This is a genomic window from Anaerotignum faecicola (assembly GCF_003865035.1).
GTDB lineage: Bacteria > Bacillota > Clostridia > Lachnospirales > Anaerotignaceae > Anaerotignum_A > Anaerotignum_A faecicola.
In genome coordinates this window covers 351,809-367,861 of the sequence record NZ_BHVZ01000014.1, presented here as the reverse complement: position 1 = coordinate 367,861, position 16,053 = coordinate 351,809, and the positions used below count along the sequence as shown (strand labels likewise).

Annotated in this window: 22 protein-coding genes, 1 other RNA gene and 1 riboswitch; of the genes, 1 reads left to right on the top strand and 22 read right to left on the bottom strand. The window is 50.4% G+C overall.

Features of this window, described 5'->3' with window-relative positions:
• Positions 1 to 53: 53 nt before the first annotated feature.
• A riboswitch (cyclic di-GMP riboswitch) is annotated at positions 54 to 129 on the bottom strand.
• A 386-nt stretch (positions 130 to 515) separates the two neighbouring features.
• From EJE48_RS11770 to smpB, 3 genes are all read right to left on the bottom strand, one after another.
• On the bottom strand, positions 516 to 1,358 hold the full coding sequence (locus EJE48_RS11770; RefSeq protein WP_118582233.1) for a tyrosine-type recombinase/integrase: 843 nt from the start codon (positions 1,356 to 1,358) through the stop codon (positions 516 to 518).
• Positions 1,359 to 1,573: 215 nt separating this feature from the next.
• Positions 1,574 to 1,932: a transfer-messenger RNA gene (gene ssrA, locus EJE48_RS11765) on the bottom strand.
• Positions 1,933 to 1,984: 52 nt separating this feature from the next.
• The gene (smpB, locus tag EJE48_RS11760) at positions 1,985 to 2,458 is read right to left on the bottom strand and encodes an SsrA-binding protein SmpB (RefSeq protein ID WP_016407451.1); all 474 of its coding nucleotides are present in this window, start codon (positions 2,456 to 2,458) and stop codon (positions 1,985 to 1,987) included.
• Positions 2,459 to 2,704: 246 nt separating this feature from the next.
• Here smpB and EJE48_RS11755 point away from each other — a divergent pair, with 246 nt between their 5' ends.
• Positions 2,705 to 3,826, top strand: a complete 1,122-nt coding sequence (locus EJE48_RS11755; protein WP_118582236.1) for an RDD family protein — start codon at positions 2,705 to 2,707, stop codon at positions 3,824 to 3,826.
• A 55-nt stretch (positions 3,827 to 3,881) separates the two neighbouring features.
• Here EJE48_RS11755 and rnr read toward each other — a convergent pair whose 3' ends face one another.
• From rnr to EJE48_RS11670, 19 genes are all read right to left on the bottom strand, one after another.
• Positions 3,882 to 6,041: a ribonuclease R gene (gene rnr, locus EJE48_RS11750; protein WP_124984586.1), complete on the bottom strand. Its 2,160-nt coding sequence runs from the start codon at positions 6,039 to 6,041 to the stop codon at positions 3,882 to 3,884.
• 113 nt (positions 6,042 to 6,154) lie between these two features.
• Complete coding sequence (gene secG, locus EJE48_RS11745) at positions 6,155 to 6,394, bottom strand: preprotein translocase subunit SecG (RefSeq protein WP_016407455.1); 240 nt, start codon at positions 6,392 to 6,394, stop codon at positions 6,155 to 6,157.
• A 67-nt stretch (positions 6,395 to 6,461) separates the two neighbouring features.
• The gene (locus tag EJE48_RS11740) at positions 6,462 to 7,088 is read right to left on the bottom strand and encodes a hypothetical protein (protein ID WP_118582242.1); all 627 of its coding nucleotides are present in this window, start codon (positions 7,086 to 7,088) and stop codon (positions 6,462 to 6,464) included.
• The gene (locus EJE48_RS11735; protein WP_160117375.1) at positions 7,085 to 8,155 is read right to left on the bottom strand and encodes a baseplate J/gp47 family protein; all 1,071 of its coding nucleotides are present in this window, start codon (positions 8,153 to 8,155) and stop codon (positions 7,085 to 7,087) included. Before EJE48_RS11735 ends, EJE48_RS11740 begins: the two co-directional genes overlap by 4 nt.
• Positions 8,155 to 8,559 (bottom strand): DUF2634 domain-containing protein, encoded by a 405-nt coding sequence (locus EJE48_RS11730; protein ID WP_016407458.1) that lies wholly within the window; start codon positions 8,557 to 8,559, stop codon positions 8,155 to 8,157. The genes EJE48_RS11735 and EJE48_RS11730 overlap by 1 nt, the downstream gene beginning before the upstream one ends.
• Position 8,560: 1 nt before the next feature.
• The gene (locus EJE48_RS11725; RefSeq protein ID WP_016407459.1) at positions 8,561 to 8,878 is read right to left on the bottom strand and encodes a DUF2577 domain-containing protein; all 318 of its coding nucleotides are present in this window, start codon (positions 8,876 to 8,878) and stop codon (positions 8,561 to 8,563) included.
• A 12-nt stretch (positions 8,879 to 8,890) separates the two neighbouring features.
• Entirely contained in the window at positions 8,891 to 9,544 is a 654-nt protein-coding gene (locus EJE48_RS11720) for a hypothetical protein (RefSeq protein ID WP_118582244.1), read from the bottom strand.
• A gap of 4 nt (positions 9,545 to 9,548) precedes the next feature.
• Positions 9,549 to 9,704, bottom strand: a complete 156-nt coding sequence (locus EJE48_RS12310; protein ID WP_016407460.1) for a hypothetical protein — start codon at positions 9,702 to 9,704, stop codon at positions 9,549 to 9,551.
• Positions 9,701 to 10,066: a phage tail assembly chaperone gene (locus EJE48_RS11715; protein WP_016407461.1), complete on the bottom strand. Its 366-nt coding sequence runs from the start codon at positions 10,064 to 10,066 to the stop codon at positions 9,701 to 9,703. Before EJE48_RS11715 ends, EJE48_RS12310 begins: the two co-directional genes overlap by 4 nt.
• The gene (locus EJE48_RS11710; RefSeq protein WP_118582247.1) at positions 10,066 to 11,046 is read right to left on the bottom strand and encodes an XkdQ/YqbQ family protein; all 981 of its coding nucleotides are present in this window, start codon (positions 11,044 to 11,046) and stop codon (positions 10,066 to 10,068) included. Before EJE48_RS11710 ends, EJE48_RS11715 begins: the two co-directional genes overlap by 1 nt.
• 21 nt (positions 11,047 to 11,067) lie before the next feature.
• Positions 11,068 to 11,715, bottom strand: coding sequence for a LysM peptidoglycan-binding domain-containing protein (locus EJE48_RS11705; protein ID WP_016407463.1), 648 nt, complete (start codon positions 11,713 to 11,715; stop codon positions 11,068 to 11,070).
• On the bottom strand, positions 11,697 to 12,062 hold the full coding sequence (locus EJE48_RS11700; RefSeq protein WP_016407464.1) for a phage tail assembly chaperone: 366 nt from the start codon (positions 12,060 to 12,062) through the stop codon (positions 11,697 to 11,699). Before EJE48_RS11700 ends, EJE48_RS11705 begins: the two co-directional genes overlap by 19 nt.
• A gap of 28 nt (positions 12,063 to 12,090) precedes the next feature.
• The gene (locus tag EJE48_RS11695) at positions 12,091 to 12,546 is read right to left on the bottom strand and encodes a phage tail tube protein (RefSeq protein ID WP_016407465.1); all 456 of its coding nucleotides are present in this window, start codon (positions 12,544 to 12,546) and stop codon (positions 12,091 to 12,093) included.
• Positions 12,547 to 12,558: 12 nt separating this feature from the next.
• On the bottom strand, positions 12,559 to 13,851 hold the full coding sequence (locus EJE48_RS11690; protein WP_118582253.1) for a phage tail sheath family protein: 1,293 nt from the start codon (positions 13,849 to 13,851) through the stop codon (positions 12,559 to 12,561).
• 1 nt (position 13,852) lies between these two features.
• Complete coding sequence (locus EJE48_RS12305; RefSeq protein ID WP_016407467.1) at positions 13,853 to 14,017, bottom strand: hypothetical protein; 165 nt, start codon at positions 14,015 to 14,017, stop codon at positions 13,853 to 13,855.
• Positions 13,977 to 14,438, bottom strand: coding sequence for a phage tail terminator family protein (locus EJE48_RS11685; RefSeq protein ID WP_118582256.1), 462 nt, complete (start codon positions 14,436 to 14,438; stop codon positions 13,977 to 13,979). The genes EJE48_RS12305 and EJE48_RS11685 overlap by 41 nt, the downstream gene beginning before the upstream one ends.
• Positions 14,435 to 14,797 (bottom strand): hypothetical protein, encoded by a 363-nt coding sequence (locus tag EJE48_RS11680; RefSeq protein ID WP_118582259.1) that lies wholly within the window; start codon positions 14,795 to 14,797, stop codon positions 14,435 to 14,437. The genes EJE48_RS11685 and EJE48_RS11680 overlap by 4 nt, the downstream gene beginning before the upstream one ends.
• Positions 14,798 to 14,823: 26 nt before the next feature.
• Positions 14,824 to 15,123 carry a head-tail connector protein gene (locus EJE48_RS11675; protein ID WP_016407470.1) on the bottom strand — a complete coding sequence of 100 codons (300 nt, stop codon included), beginning with the start codon at positions 15,121 to 15,123 and terminating at the stop codon, positions 14,824 to 14,826.
• A 17-nt stretch (positions 15,124 to 15,140) separates the two neighbouring features.
• Positions 15,141 to 16,052 (bottom strand): hypothetical protein, encoded by a 912-nt coding sequence (locus EJE48_RS11670; protein ID WP_118582261.1) that lies wholly within the window; start codon positions 16,050 to 16,052, stop codon positions 15,141 to 15,143.
• Position 16,053: the final 1 nt, after the last annotated feature.

Sequence of the window (16,053 nt, the reverse complement as noted above, 5' to 3'; positions counted from 1 at the left end):
AGCCCCATGTTTTTGTAAAAAACAAAAAGGCACTCCCCTCTCGGCAGCGCACTTGTTGCAGCTGGCTGCCATTTGAAAGGCCCTTTAGCTTTGCGTCACAGGCTTTCGCCTGCTTTGCCATCGTTTTCATTTGCATTTGTTGCCCCTAATTTTTGTAAAACACCCCCGATTTTCTCTCACATAATACGGACTACACATTCTGTCCTTTATCCGCCGTCTTTTCATTGTGAAAAAGAGAAAATTTTTCAAAATGCGACTGCCACTATTGATTCTCTCAGACGCGAGATGGCAGAAAAAAGGAATTTCTGCATAAAAAAGGCACACAAAAGAAGCTGGCAAAAAAGAATCCTTTTACCGGCTTTTTTCGTGTGCTGAATTTTGTAAAATTATGTAGGACTTCCTTGAATAATGTTTCTTTTGGTGATATACTGAAAAAAATACATGGCGAATTCATGCTTTTTTCCGAAAAATCAGTGTTGAATTTTCCATATACGAAACAGAATGTGTAGTTTGTCCTAAATATACAACCGCATTCGCTCAATCTGGCGGATATGGCTTTCCGCCGATTCCATCACATAAATACGGGTAGTTTCGATGCTGGCGTGTCCCAAAAGATCCGCCAGCTTTGCTATATCCTTCTCCAGACGGTAAAAACTCACCGCGAACAGATGGCGAAAGTTGTGCGGAAAGACCTTCTTTGCCTCGACACACGCCGCCTTGCATAGCCGCTTCATCTCTCCCCAGACGTTTGTACGGCTGATCGGCTTTCCGGTCCTTGTAATAAACACTGCCCCCGATGTGATGCAGTTCTTCTTACAATAATTCTGCAATTCCTTCCGCAATTTCTGCGGCAGAAGCACCTTTCTCTGTTTTCCCTTGCAATTCACAATCGCTGTCCCCGTCCGCACCGCTTCCGCAGTAATAAACTGCAATTCGGAAATGCGAATTCCCGTATTGCATAAGGTTTCCATGATATAAAATAATCTCTGATTCCCCTTTTGCTTTGCCGCCTTTAATAGAGAAAGATATTCCTTTTCCGACAGCTCCCGCTCCTTATCCCGAAAAATGCATCGTTGCTGTTTGAACGGCTTTACTCTGCAATCGCACCACCCTAAAAACAAAAATAGCCCATTCAACGCCACCAGTATCGCATTTGCCGTGCTTATGGCATACTGCTCCGCAAGGCTTTCCTTATACGCAATCACTCTTTCCTTTGTAAACACTTTCCCCCTCGGCAAATGTTCATAAAACCGCCAGATGTCGTGCAGATATTTCTGTATCGTACTGCTACTCTTCTCTGCCAGCCGCAAGTGCTTTTCGTATTCCCTCATCATTTCCCATGTCAAAATATGCTCCATCCTTTTCGCCTCCCTGATTTTAAAGATAATATCCCCATGATTTTAGAAAAAGAACGGAAAAATAGCAAAAAAGTCCACAAACAGGCTCTTGCCCATTTGTGGACTTCATTTTTTTGTACGCGACAAATTCAAATTCTCCTTTCCTATATATTTGAGTACCCTTTGCATCCCTTTCAAAATTCAACTAAAAAAAGCCTTGAAAAATCAAGGCTTCTGCATGGAGATGAGGGGAATTGAACCCCTGTCCGAAAACCCATCCATAAGAACTTCTCCCATCACAGTCAGTCTTTTTCCATTCCCTCGTTGCAACGCCGATTGACAGGCTTTACCCCTCAGTAGCTTCATGAATCTTTCCCTGCCGCAAAGCTTAGGCAGAAAAGTGCCCCACCAAGTCGATGCCGGATTCTTCAGCGGTGAGAAACCGAAGGCCGACAGGCGCCGTTAATTAGGCAGCCAGTGCAAAATTATTTTTGTCGTTTCTTTTTAAAAAAGGTTCCAGCTTGATGACGCGGTTCACTGGTCCGCGAATGGCTATTCCTACTTTCAAGACTCCCGTCGAAACCATTGCATCCCCGTAAATCGTGAAACTTCACGCCTTTTCGGTGAAATGGCTGTAAACGACAAACTTATAAAGTAAGATTTCTGATTTTAAAATCCTTTTCCGCCTGACGGCGCATATCATTCTTTGCAATGGTGTCTCTCTTGTCATAGAGCTTTTTGCCCTTCGCCAGAGCAATGTCCACCTTCACATAGCTGCGGTCGAAGTATACCTTCAAGGGAACAACCGTATACCCTGCCGCACGCACCTCATGGTCCCACTTGCGAATCTGCGCTTTATGCAGCAGAAGCCTTCTGGGGCGAAGCGGGTCTTTATTAAAGATATTCCCCTGCTCGTATGGGCTGATGTGCATGTTGTAGATGAAAGCCTCTCCATCCTTAATCTGGATGTAGCTTTCCTTCAGGCTGCACTTACCCATGCGCAGACTTTTTACCTCTGTCCCTGCCAGAGAAATGCCTGCCTGTATGGTTTCTTCAATGAAATAATCATGATATGCCTTTTTGTTTTGCGCAATCAACTTTGTTCCTTTTCCTTTTGCCATACAGAATCACCTCCCCGACAATCTTCTATTGCAGAAATAACTATATCATATTCTATCAAAAAAATCAAATGACGATTCGGTTACAAATATTTCATTTTATTTACAAAAAACTTCCTTTTAAGATATCCCTCCTGTTTCTTACACTTTTCTTACAATCTTCCCATTTTTCACACAACCCGTCTTTTTTCTGTTACACTAAATCATAACAGACACTTGTATCTCTGCCATAGAAAGAGAGGCTTTTTTATGACAACAGACGTAATTCTTTCCAGCGAAACAAACGAAACGCAGACACCATTGAAAGCACCCTGGCGCAGATTTTTCGCACGCAGTCTTGACCTTGGGCTGCTTGCCACGCTTCTTAACCTTTGTCTTTCCTTTTTTTCTCCAATGAAGGCAAGCAATTCCTCTTTCGCATGGATGCTTCTGGAAACCTATCTCAGCTGGCTGTTTCTCTTCCTTTTAGAGCCGCTGTTTCTTTCCAAATGGGGCAAAACTCCCGGCAAATGGCTCTTTGGGCTTTCCGTTCATCAGAAGGATGGCAGTCTTTTGACACGCTCACAGGCATTCGAGCGTCTTGTCAAAATTTTCCATGTGGGCGAAGGCTATGCCATCCCGTTTTACAGCCTGTATCGCAATTATAAATGCTACGAAATCTATACCGAAGAAGGAACTCTGCCTTGGGATAATGACCTTTGCTATGAAGTTAAACCGTTCCGTCTGCGTTCTGCCTTCGGCTATATTGTCATCGTGCTGTTTGCAGGCATTTTCACATTTCTCATCCATACATGGACGATCCTTCCCAACGGCAACACTCTGACCGTTGCGGAATTCTCAGAAAATTATAATCATCTTCTGGAATATGCTGAACTGGATACCCTTCCTTCGCTGACGAAGGACGGCAAATGGAAGGAAGGCGAAGATGACCTCACAGCTCTGATTTTTCTTCCGAATGCTGTCCGCTCTGAGCCTGTCATTCAAGAGGAAAACGGAAAACTATCTTCCTTTTCCTATACCCTCACGGATACCGAGGGAGATATCCTTTCCCCTTTGGAGCAAAATCCCCTGCTCGCCATGGCACTCCTGCGTACGCAGATTGATTTTCTCCATCCGGATTTAGAACGAATCAGCGGTCAGCTTCTCTCCTCCGATGATACACAGGAGCCACAGCGGATTTCCTCCGTCCTCAACTATATGGATAGACACCCCTATTGCAGTTACACCATCGAAACAGGCAACCTCCGCATCATACAGGAAATTACACTGGTTGGCTACAATGTGGATAAGCACAATAGTTATTCCATCGGTCCGGATGAGGATGCAAAGGAAACCTACTATTCCCTTACCTTCACATTGGAACAACATTAACTTCCTACAGAAAAAGGTCAGACCGATTTCTCTCAGTCTGACCTTCCTTTTTTCTTTATTCCTGAAAATCCTCGTTTTCCTCTGCAAAGGCAAAATCAATCGTCCCCATCATACGATCCACCTTCGCCACGGAAACAACGACCTTATCCCCCAGACGATAGCTTTTCTTCGTCCGTTTCCCGAACACAAGCATTTTCTTCTCGTCAAATTCATAATAATCATCATCCATCTGGGAAAGTGCCACCATGCCCTCAATGGTATTCGGCAGCTCCACATAAATCCCCCAGTTCGTCACACCGGAAATGATGCCTTCATAAATCTGACCAACCTTATCCTCCATGAATTCCACCTTTTTCAGTGCATCCGTATCCCGTTCCGCGTCCTCCGCAACGCGTTCCTGCTTGGAGCAATGCTTTGCCCAATCGGGCATTTTTCTGCGGTAATAGACAGATGCCTTTTCATCCAGCTCTCCATGAAGCATTTTTTTAATCATGCGGTGAATTTCCAAATCGGGATATCTGCGGATGGGCGAGGTAAAGTGGCAATAATATTTTGCAGCCAACCCAAAATGTCCGCCATTTTCCGCCGTATATCTTGCCTGCATCATGCTCCGCAGCACCATTCTGGTGATAATCCGTTCCTCGTCCGTTTCCTCTGCCTTCTGCAAAACCTTCTGCAGCTCTCTCGGGTGAATCTCCCCGTCCTTTTTCCGCAGATAATAACCAAAGCCACGCAGGAACTGCTCCATTTTTTCCAGCTTATCCTCATCCGGCTCCTGATGGCTGCGATACATGAACGGCATTTCCTGCCAGAAGGAATTTTCCGCGATTGTTTCGTTGCACACCAGCATAAATTCCTCAATCATATTTGTCGCAATGCTTTTTTCATAAGGCTTGATGTCAATCGGCTTTCCGTTTTCATCCAGAATGATTTTCGATTCGGGCAAATCAAAATTCACAGACCCGCGTTTTCTTCTTTTTTCTCCCAGAATCTGCCGCAGCTCCTCCATATCCTCCAGCATGGGCAGAATTTCCGCATACTGCTCCAATAACGCAGGTGTTCCGTCCTCCAGAATCTCACGCACCGCCGTATAGGTCATGCGGTAATCCGAATTGATGACGCTCTCCAGAATTCTGTGGCTTACCACCTCGCCTCTGCCGTTCACTTCCATCAGACAGCTTAACGCAAGCCGATCCACATGCGGATTCAGCGAACAGATTCCGTTACTCAGCTTATGCGGCAGCATGGGAATCACCCTGTCCACCAGATAAACGCTTGTTCCTCTGGCGTAAGCCTCTTTATCCAGCGCCGTATTCTCTCGCACATAATGCGAAACATCCGCAATATGCACACCCAGTTCAAAATTACCGTTCCCCAGCCTTTTCAGAGAAACCGCATCGTCTAAATCCTTCGCATCCGCGCCGTCAATCGTAATCGTCAACAGGTCGCGCAGATCCTCTCTGCCCTTTTTGTCCGCCTCGGCAACCTCTGTCCCAAGGTGCTCAATCTCCGCATAAACCTCCTCCGGAAATTCCACCGCTAGTTCATATCTGCGAATCACCGAAAGAATATCCACTCCTGGGTCATTGATATGCCCCAAAATTTCAATGACCTTTCCCTCCGGATTGCGTCTGTCCTCGCCGTAATCCGTAATTTCCACAACGACCTTATGCCCCGTCACGGCACCCTTTGTGTTTTCTCTGGAAATAAAAATATCCTTCGCAATCTTCTTGTCATCCGCTACCACAAAGCCATAGCCCTTGCTGCCTGCCTCAAATGTGCCAACAATCCGCTGCTGTCCTCGTTCCAGAATCCGTACAATTACGCCATCTGCCTTTTTGCCCTTTTCCGCCTTATGCAGCATCTTATACAGCACTCTGTCCTTCTGCATCGCGCCCATCGTTTCGCTCGCCGGAATAAAAATATCCTCGCCCCCTGCATCGGGTGTCACAAATCCAAACCCTCTGGCGTGTCCGATAAATGTCCCCGTTGCCATCTGCAAATCCTTCGGCGAAGCCAGCTTGCCCTTCTTTGTTTCAAATACACGCCCCTCCGCAATCAGCTCATTGATGAGGTTCTCAAATTTTTCTCTGTCCTCCTGCGGCACAGAAAGCATCGCGCGCATATCTCTGCGCTTTATGGGAACATATCCTTCGCTTTCCATATATGCCAGAATCCGTTCTTTTCTTTCCTTTAAAATGTCCGTCTCGTCCATGTCCTTCTCCTTATGCTTTCTCGTGCTTATCCTGCCCAAAAACCCTCTGTCCTATCAATCCCATAAACCTATAAAAAAAGATGCCCCCGAAAAGGCATCTTCTTCTGCATTTGTTAACCTACCAGGTTAATGATGAGCGCAAGAATCATGAACAGTGCGCCGCCGATTTTTGTATATCTTTCCAGTGCGCCTTCCACAGAATTCCCTTTGTTCTTGCTCCAGTAAGTATCACTGCTGTTGCCGCTTACTGCGCCCAGACCTGCGGAACGCTTGGACTGCATCAGAATGATTGCCGCAAGAATCACCGCAAGAATCATCAAAATAACTGTTAATACCATACCGATTGTAGACATGCCAAAACCTCCTGTATTTTCACTCCGCCGAGTGGAATCTCGTCACGCTTGGGGACATTTCTCCCCACTATTTTTGTATTGTAGCACATCCTCTCATTCTCTGCAACAGTTTTTTGCCCGAAACTGCACTGTTTCCTTCCTCCTCCGGCAAAATTTCAAAGGGAATCCCGCCGTAGGTCAGCCCTTTTTCCTTCATCTCACCGTGCCGTATTCTGTGCAGCTTCCCATGCGTATTCACATTCAGATTCACCTGCAAAACCAGATTTGCCGGAATAATTTTCCGCAGATGCTTCTGCAAAAACTCCCGTTTTTCCTTCACGCATAATTCCAGTACCAGCCGCAGTCTGTAGCTTTCCCTTTCCAGAGTACCGGTATAATTTCCCGCACCTACACACCCGTCCAGCCAGTCCTGCAAATGAAAATAGGTATATGGACTGCGGCTGCACCAGCGCGAAAGGATTTCCTCCCGCAGCTCCTCTGTTTCCATCTGCTCTGCCCCGAAAAAGCCCATCATCCCTGCCAGTCGCAGAAGACCGCTTTTTTCCGCTGTCAGAATCCATTGGTTTCGTTCCAGTGTCTCTTTTGCTGCCGCCGCTTCTTCCAAAATCGTCCCCTCGATTTCTCCCAGCTTCCGAAACTCTCTCAATTCGCTCACCGTACACGGGCAGTGCTTTTCATATCTGTTCTCCGTCATTGCTTCACCTCAATTTCACCCAGCACAGGCACATCATTCGCCCCCAGAATCAGGTTGCCGCTGCCGCCGTTGATGCCGCAGTCCGAAACATCCACCACACCATCTGTCTCCAATGCCCTTGATTCCAGATGGCTGATGCGTACCGTCAGAAAGTCGCTGTCCGCCCAGTTCTTCCGCAGCTCCTCAAAATATGCCGAAAATCCCTCAGTCAGCTTCGTCAGAACCGTTCCCTTCGTCACATCCTCCGCCACAGAAAGCTGCAGCGCAATATTGCAGCGCACCTCTGTCACTCCTTCCACCGTTACCTTATGTCCAATCGGCGCAATTCCGTAGCCTTCCCCCTTGCTTTCGGGGTCAATCTCCTTCTGCAATGCCGCCAGCTCTGTTTCCGTCGGTCTGCGCCATCCCTGGTCAATCAGCACCAGCTTCACCGTGCCGCCCCCGTTCCACGCGGGATAAACCTTCAGTCCGCCCACATTCTGCATCGCGTTCACCTTCCTCTTGTAATCCGCAATGTTTCCGCCGAAGGCATCCGCATCAAAGCTTGCAAAAAAGCGTTTGCGCAGCTCCTCGTCGCCTTCCGCATCCTCGCCGTCCGTCCGCAGTTCCTCCAGTGTTGCCTTTGCTAAATCGGGCATCGTTTCCAAGGGCAGCAGCTCCCCCAGATACACATTGCCGCACGCCCCCTCTGTTTCACATTCCAGAATATATCTTCCGTCTGCCTCTCTCCCCAGTACGATATATTTATATTCCTCCAGTGCAAATCTTGTCCCGTTTTCCACAGGATATACCGCTCCGTCCGCATCCAGAAAACGCCCGTAAAAGGTTGCCTTCACCGCGCCCTTTCGCAGCATTCCCCTCTCTGCCGCCCGTCTGGTCAAATCCTCGCCCACAGCCGTATCCGCAAAGGTTCTGTCCGCCAGCAAATCCAAATCTGCGTAAAATTGCGCCGTTTCCGCCGCATTGGGTGCCAACGCGTCATAAATCAGACTGCCCTGCCGCTTGTCCCTTCTGTCATCAATCCTGTCCAGCTTTTTCTCCATCAGTTCCTCATAGCTTACCGCCATCATATATCCACCGTCCTCTCTGCCGTCACTTCCCCGAAAATCGTATATACCGTAAATGCCGCCGTCACGCTGCCCTTTTCCTCCCGAAAGGAAAAATCCGTCACCGCCGTCACCCTGTCATCCGCAAGCAGGGCATCCTCAATCCGCCTTTTCAGCTCCGGAATCACATACGATACATTCTTCCCGTATAAATCCTCCAGTTCCACGCCGTAATTCCAGTCATAAACCGCATAACGATACCGCTCCGTCTGCAAAATTTTAGAAACCGCCTGCCGCATCGCGTCCAGTTCATCTGTCTCGCCACGCACCTCTGCCTTCTCCTCGTTGATTCTCCATGTCAGGCTCGGCATCGTCCTTTTTTCCAGCTTCTCCATGTCAATTTCCGTTTCCTGTATCGGTGTCATCCTATCCTTCCTTTCGTACTCTCCCAAGCACCAAATATTGCTGTCCGCCGTCTGCCCGCAGCAGTGCCACCGCCTCTCCTGCCTGCAAAGCTCTGCTTCGCTTCAGTCGATATGCACGCCAACTGCCACCCTCAATCTGTATACTGCCCGTTTCCTCTGCCTGCAAAACATCCTCCGTCAGCACCAGAAACGCCTCTGTCAGCTCCAGTCCTTCCTCCAGTCGAATTGTCAGCGGTGCCGCCTTTGTCACTGTTCCTACGCAGAAATCCGCACCCTTCTCCGCCGCATCCAGTGCCAATTGTTTGATAATCTCAAGCATCCCTTCTCCTCCTTATCGTCTCAGCCGCCTGCCGCTTGCTTCCCTTTCTTCCCAGAGCCGCTTCGTCATCTCGCGCATCAGCCGTTCTATATCAATCTCCGCACCCTTTGCCTGCTCCCGTTCCTTTTTCGGTGCTTCCTGCGGCAGCTCTTCCGCTTCTTCGGCAGCCGCCGCTTTTTCGGCAAGCCCTGTTTCTGCCACAATCGGAATCGTTTTCCGCTTCTCCTGCTCCGCAAAAGGTGCTTCCTGCATAAAAGTCGTTTTCCGCCTTTCTTCCGCTTCGCGCCACTCCGTTTTCTCCCGAAAAATCTCTGCCGTAAAAATCGGAACAATCGTTTTCCTCTCCTGCGTGCTTTCCTCCGCCGTCCGCAATGCAGGCCCCTTTGCTTCCTCCGTTTTCTCCTCCGCAAAAGACCTTCGCCGTTCCTGCCCGAAAGTCTCTGCTTCCTCTGCCTTCTTTCCCTTTGCTGTCCGCACTGTTTCCTCCCAAAAGAAGGGCTTCTTTTCCGCCTTCTCCTGCGGCAGTGCGTCCTGTCGGTTTTCTGCCGTTGTTTTTCCTTCCGTTTTTCCTCCGCTCCAAAAACCGATGCCGCCGCCGGCTTCTTCCGTCTTTTCCTTCCAAAAGTCCAACAGCCGCCCAAACAGCCCCTTTTTCTCCTGCTGCATCCCTTCACCTCTTTTCCTCTGCCGCAATCTCCATCTCAATCACCGCACAGCAAAACATTCTCTCAGGTGTTGTCATTTCCGCCCAGTCCTTCGGGCGTATGCCGTATCTGCGGAGAGCATAGCAGGCATAATCCGCCTCATCTACACCCTCCGCAATCATTTTTTTGCCTGTTCCTTCCAGACCCTTCTGCGGCTTTGGAATCCATTGATATCCTTCACCGCCTCCAATAACCGCATATACTCCCCCGGATAAAGCATCTCCTGCAATGCTGCTTCTCCGCTGTCCGCGCCATAGCTTTCCCGGAGTGCCCTGTCCGTCAAATCCGGCACTACTACAGAAAGCATGCAAAGCACCGCCCATTTATCTCGCTTGCCCTCTGCCGCCCTGCGGTATTCTTCCTCGCTCACCGCACGCAGCTCCCAGAGCACCTCCTCGCCGTTCTCCCGAAAGCAGGGCGAAATATGCACCCTTCTGTTTTCGGGAAATCCGTTGTTTTCCTTCAAAAAGCCTTTCAAATCCATTAGCCAACCTCCTCAATGCGAATGTCCATCTGCATCCGATGCGCGCCTTCCTCAAAAATATGTGTGCAGCTCTCAATCAGAACCTGCCCCTGCAGGCTGATTTCCGCCAGTCCGGGAATCTCCAGCCAGATGGTATTCCCTGCAAAAAGCATCACATCCCCGTTGATGTTCTCCACCGTCAGCTTTTTCACCACTCTGCATTTTTCCTTCAAAATACGTTCTGCCTGCTCCTTCAGCTGTGCGCTGTTCATCGTGTAGGGTACGCGCTTGTAATACTGCAGTCTGCCCCATTTCTTCACCTTTTCTGCGTTTTCCACCTTCCATGCCTTTCGCTCGATTTCCTTCCGCCCTGCATGGTAAAGCTGCACCGCGTTATAGGTATCCTTGCTGATGTCCGTCCGATAGGTGTATTCGCTGATGCCCCCATCGCACCGCAGCACCGCCTCCACTGCCATCTCCTTTTTCTCCTTCACAATCAGCTGACCGCCTCTGTCGAATAAAAAATATTCCTTTCCCGTTGCCTGTCCGCAGAGTTCCAGTGCAGAAAGAATCATATCCATCAGTGTTTCCCCCTCCTCAATTCTCTGCGGAATCCTCCATCCGCCGTCATTGATATAGCCAATCTCCAAGCCGTAATCCGCCCCGATGGTCTGTATAATTTCCTTCGCACTCTTATTCAGAAATACATACGTCCCCTTGTTTCGCACCAGATAAAACATCTGGTCATACGCCGTCACCGAAATAATCTGCTCCGAGGTTCTCTCCTTCGTCATCACAAAGCCGCTGAAGCGCAGCACGCTGTCCACATAAAAGGAAACCCTGTCTCCCTCCACGAAATTCACAATCCCGTCACGCACCACGCGAAATTTCAGCCGTCCTGCCTTCCCCATCACGCTTGCGAACCATTCCACGCGCCCTTCCAGAATCGGTGTCGCGTCATAGATGCTCGTCCCATGCTGCAATAATAGTTTTATGTTCATCCCCGTTTTCCCCTTTCTTTTTTACAGCTTCAGCACCTGCCCCGGATAGATGCGATTCGGGTTCGCAATTCCGTTCTTCCGTGCAATCTCCTTGTATTTCGTCCCATCTCCAAGCTGCTTTTTCGCAATGCTCCAAAGGCTGTCGCCCCTCTGCACCGTATAGCCGGCGGCAGGCTGCTTTGCCTGCCTTGCCTGTCCCTGTGCCATCATGCTGTTCCCCTGAATACTGTAACGAATACTTTTTGCCGCTCTCCATTCCTTCCAGAAAAATTCCACCCAGAAGTCCCCCTGTTCGCCGCCCTTTTCCGTCACCGTGTATTCCTCCAGCAGCACCTCCGTATTGCCGCAGAATTTCTGCTTGCCATCTGCCAGCCTGCGAAATAAAATCATCTGTACGGGCTTTGCCGAAGCCTTGTATTCCTTAAAACGATTCAGAAAATATTCCGGTTCCCGAAAGCCGCCCTCCGTCTGCACAAAGCTGTATGCCCGTCCCGGCAGCAGTGCCGTAAAGCGGATTTCCGTAAGTCCCGGCTTTTTCGCCAGATTCATCTCCCCGAAATCCAGAATATACGCTGTCTTATTCTGGTTTCCCGTCCTCGTCTCAATCTCCGCAGGTGTCACAGGCAGCAGAAGCTGCTCCCCGTTCTGCTTTAAATATAATCGGTACATCCGTCATCCTCCCCTCCGTTGATGCGCTCCACCTCTCGCCGCAGGCAGTCATATTCCCCCGCCAGCAGCAGTCTTGCCAACAGCCGCTCCGCCCCAATCACGCCGTAGCTGTTCTGCAATGCCGCATCCTTCAAATCAGGGAACACAACGCTCTCCGCCAGAATCATTTCCTGATACCGCCCTTCGTCCTCGCCGCACCGCTTCCAGATTTCCTCATTCTCCCTCTGTGTCATCGGGCGAATCCGCCAGTGCGTTTCACCGCAGCCTTCAGCCAATCGCTCTGTCAGAAGAATTTCCTCCTCCGCTCTGTCCTGCCTGTTCTCTCTGTAAAAGCATTCCTGTCCCAAAATAGCCCCTCCCGTTCTTCAAAATTTCTTACATCTGATTGAATTTGTCCAGAAGCTCCACGCCGCCAAAGGTAAACTTCATTTCCTCCTCCATTGCCGCTTCCTCCACGTCAATCTTGCCAATCAGCATTTCCTCAATATTCACATCCTTCAGAAGCACCGTCTGTCTGCCGGCATCCCCTGTCGGGTCCTCATTTGTCAGCAGCAGTTCAAAATAGGTGTCCACGCCGTTTTTCATATAATCCGCCATCACCCTGCGAAACAAACTGCTCACATAATATACCGTCATCGTCCCTGTGCCTTCCCAGCCGCCGCTTTTCTGCTGCTTTGCGGTCATCCCCAGAATAGGAATCGTCATTCTGGTTTTCTTCACCTTCGCCTGAATGTTCTTCACCTGCATTAGCTCGTGCCGCTTGCCGTCAATGATGGCAAAGCAGGTTCCCAATGCACCGTTCACTGTGTCCTTCGCTCTCAAATAGCCCATTCTCATACCTCCTTATGCAACCTCAACCTTCATATACAGCTTTTCCATCGCATCCACAGGCTGAATTGCCTCATATACCACAACATCCTGCTTCTCTGTGCCCTTTTCCACCGTAATGTCATCCGCCGTAAAGCCTTCGATTGCCTCCAGCTTCATCAGCTCCTCATGGTACGCCAGAATCTCCGCCTTCAGCAGATTTCTGCCGTTTGCATTGTTGCTCTGCTTCCCAAGGTAATATTTGCTGAAAATATTCGCCACATCATTTGCAATACTGTCCAACACGCGCACCACCCTGTTGCTCGAAAAATCGCTGTTCTTCGCCGCCGCAAAGGAGGTAAAGCTGTTGATGTCGCGCAGTACGCGCAGTGTGCCGTCCTCCTCATAAAACAGGAGCTGTCCCTTCCGGATGCCCTTGATGTAGTCGCTCTTTTTCAGCTTTGCGTCCACCTCGTATTCTCCGTCATAGGCTGTATTCGTCAGGCTTTCGTTCACCTCTGCGCCTGCGCTTGCCCCTGCCGTCCAGTAAACCAGCTCTGCCGCCGTTCCGACGGAAATCACGCCCTCGTGGTCTGCCGCAGGGTAATCATGCAGCACCGTCACAAATTTTACGCCTTCCTCCTCGCGCATTCGCTTCGTAAAATTCACAAACAGCTTTTTTGTTTTCTCGTCCGCGCCGTTGTATGCCAGTGCATTGAAGTCCTCCTTCTCTGCCGCCTCCAGAAATGCCGTATATGCGCTCCCCGTTGCCGCCGCGGTTATGCCGCCTGTCAGGTAAATGCCTGCCGCCGCGGTCAGCCCGCCTGTGCCGCCAAATTCCACAAACGCATTTTCCCGCAAATCCTCAATCCTTGTCACCGTCTGTGCATCTACTACCTCCGCATCCAAATACGTTTCCACATCCCAGCAGTCGCTTTCGTCCACGTTTTCCGCAATCTTGATGCAGATGTCGTTCCCTCTTTTCCCAGGATATTTCGCTGTCACTGTCAGCCCGTCCTGCGTCATCCTCGCCTTCTCGCCGCCATTCAGTCGGTAAAGCTTCACTTCCTTCGCGTGCGCAAACAGCTCACGCAGATCCTTCATTTCCTCGCTCAGGTAGGTGTAGCCGAAAAGCTCTCTGCAATTCGTTCTGCCCTCTGCCGCCGCAATGTCCGTCATGCCTTCCCTGCCCCAGTCCAGCTCCATCCCGACGCAGACCACGCCTCTTTCACCCAGACTGCCCATGGCTCTTGGTCTGGAAACAAAATTGATGTATGCTCCGGGCAGAACCTTGTTCTGTGTCATAAATGTACCGCCGCCTAATGCCATATCAAATCCCCTCTCTTTCTCCTGTCAGATATGCCTGAATCTCCTTCTCCGCCTCGTCCTTCGTATAGTCCCTGTCCTCCAGTACCGCCAGCACCAGATCCTTCCCATAGCCGAAGGTCTTGCTCTTACTCAGCTGCTCTCTGCTGAATGTTGCCTTTTTCTTCATAGCCAACCGCTTCCTTTCCGTTATATTTCAGCCGTTCCATCCTCTCCGTCGTCTCCTCCGTCAGCATTACATGATATTCATATTCCGCCGTAAATCGGATGCCCGTCTCTGTCCTTTCCTCCTGCATACCGCTTGCCGCAAAGCGTTCCTCTCTCCCGATGATGCAAAGAGTCTCATACAGTCCGTCCAAAGCTTCCGCACGCTCCGCCGCCGCAGCTTTTTCCTCACCGCAGTAATACGTCACCTCGAAGACCGCTTTTCTCGCCGCTCTCCTGCCAAGCAGACGCTTCTGCTCCGTTTCCTTCAATTCCACCGTAAAGCAGGGCTTTTTCGCCCCCTGCGGCACCCTCTGCCCATATACGGGCAACTGAAACCGCGCCGCAATCGCCTGTATCACCGCTCGTCTGATTTCCTCCGTCATACCGTTTCATCCCTTCTCAGTCCAACCGCCCTGTGCGTCAGAAAAACACGGCTCTCTCCTGCCGCAATGTAGCGCCGCTCCGCGCCGTTTTCCCGCCGAATCCGCACCGCACTCCCTGCCGCAATCTCCTTCTCTGCAGGGTAAAGCAGAATCACCGTCTTTTCTGTCTGTGTCAGCAGCCCGTCCGTGCCGCAGACCTCTGCCTTTTCCGTCAGACGGCAGGGGAAGGTCTCTCCCTCCCCCTTCTCGTGCAGGCTTTCGCCCCACGCCGCCGTTTCCTCCGAAAAGGTCTCCACAAAGCAGGTGTCCCAAAACAGCCGCTCCACCGCCTTTTTCGCCTTCTCAAAGCTTCGTTTCATGCGAACCATCCCCCTTTTCTCATTTCTTACCAGTCTGCTCTGCGAAATCTGTCCAGCTCCGTCCGAAAATCGGCTAACAATTCCGTTTCCGCTCTGCTCTCCGCAAAGGTTACGCTTACGTCCCCTTCCTTGATGCTCTTTACATCTGCCGCGTCCAGAAGCTGCTGTGCCAGTGCCACGCCAACGCTCCAAAGCTCCTTCGGCAAATCCTCTCGGTTGCAATATGCCTGCATCATGGAAACACTTCTTTCCGCCGCAAAGGCAAGCAGATTTTCTTCCTCCTTTCTGCCTAGCCTCCGCAGTTCCTCCGGAATCCTCTCCTTCATCCGTCCGACATCCTTTCTTATGCGCTCACGTTCACAAAAACGCCGTCCATGCTGTTGTCCGCAATCCAGAGATCGTGGTATTTTCTGTAGTCAATTTTCCATGCGTTTGCGTTCTGGTTGGTCATGGGGTCAAAAATTCTGGTCACGTCTGTCTTGGAAATTGCCACAGGTGCCTGCTTCACCATGATAATCCAGTTAATGCCCTTTGCATCCGCTGCCGCCGCAAAGCCGCCCTCTGCCTTTTCCACGCCATCCAGAAATGTGTATTTTGTCTGGAATCTCGCAGAAGGTACGCGAATAATGGGACAACCGTCCAACTCTTTTACCTTCAGCTCCACGCTCCCCTGTCGGAATGTGCCGCTTTCCAGAATATGGCTGCCGCCCTTCGCCAAATCAAGCTTGCCTGCCACCTTCGCGCTCATCGCAATCACCATTTCGCACCCATCGCCGACCGTATCTCGCACCGCAGTCATGTCCTGCAACAGGTTTTCAAAAATCGTCTCCACCTCCACGGTGTATGCTCTCGCCTTGCCTGCCGCCTGCGCCAGCTCTGCAATTTTGCTGTAGCGGTAAGCATCAATTTCGGGAATCACCTTTGTATTCTGAAATTCCCGCATCACCGCCCCTGCCGTAGGCGCAAAGTTCATTTCATCCACGTCCATCGCGTCCAGCTGGAAGGTTCTGCCTCTGTCCTGTGTCAGTCTTCTTGTTTCGTAGGTCACGGTCACAGCCCCCTTCGCGAAGCCGCCGTCCCTGTCATAATTCCCCAGACCACTCATCTGCATCTTGGGAATTTTCACCTCAGCACCCCCGTTGTACTGCACCTGTCCTGCGTTTTCCTCCATCCAGCCTGTGGTAGACTGATCCAGCAGCTGGCTGTCCAGCTCCTCCATAAAAACGGTTGCATATTCAAAACTGTTAAAACTCATA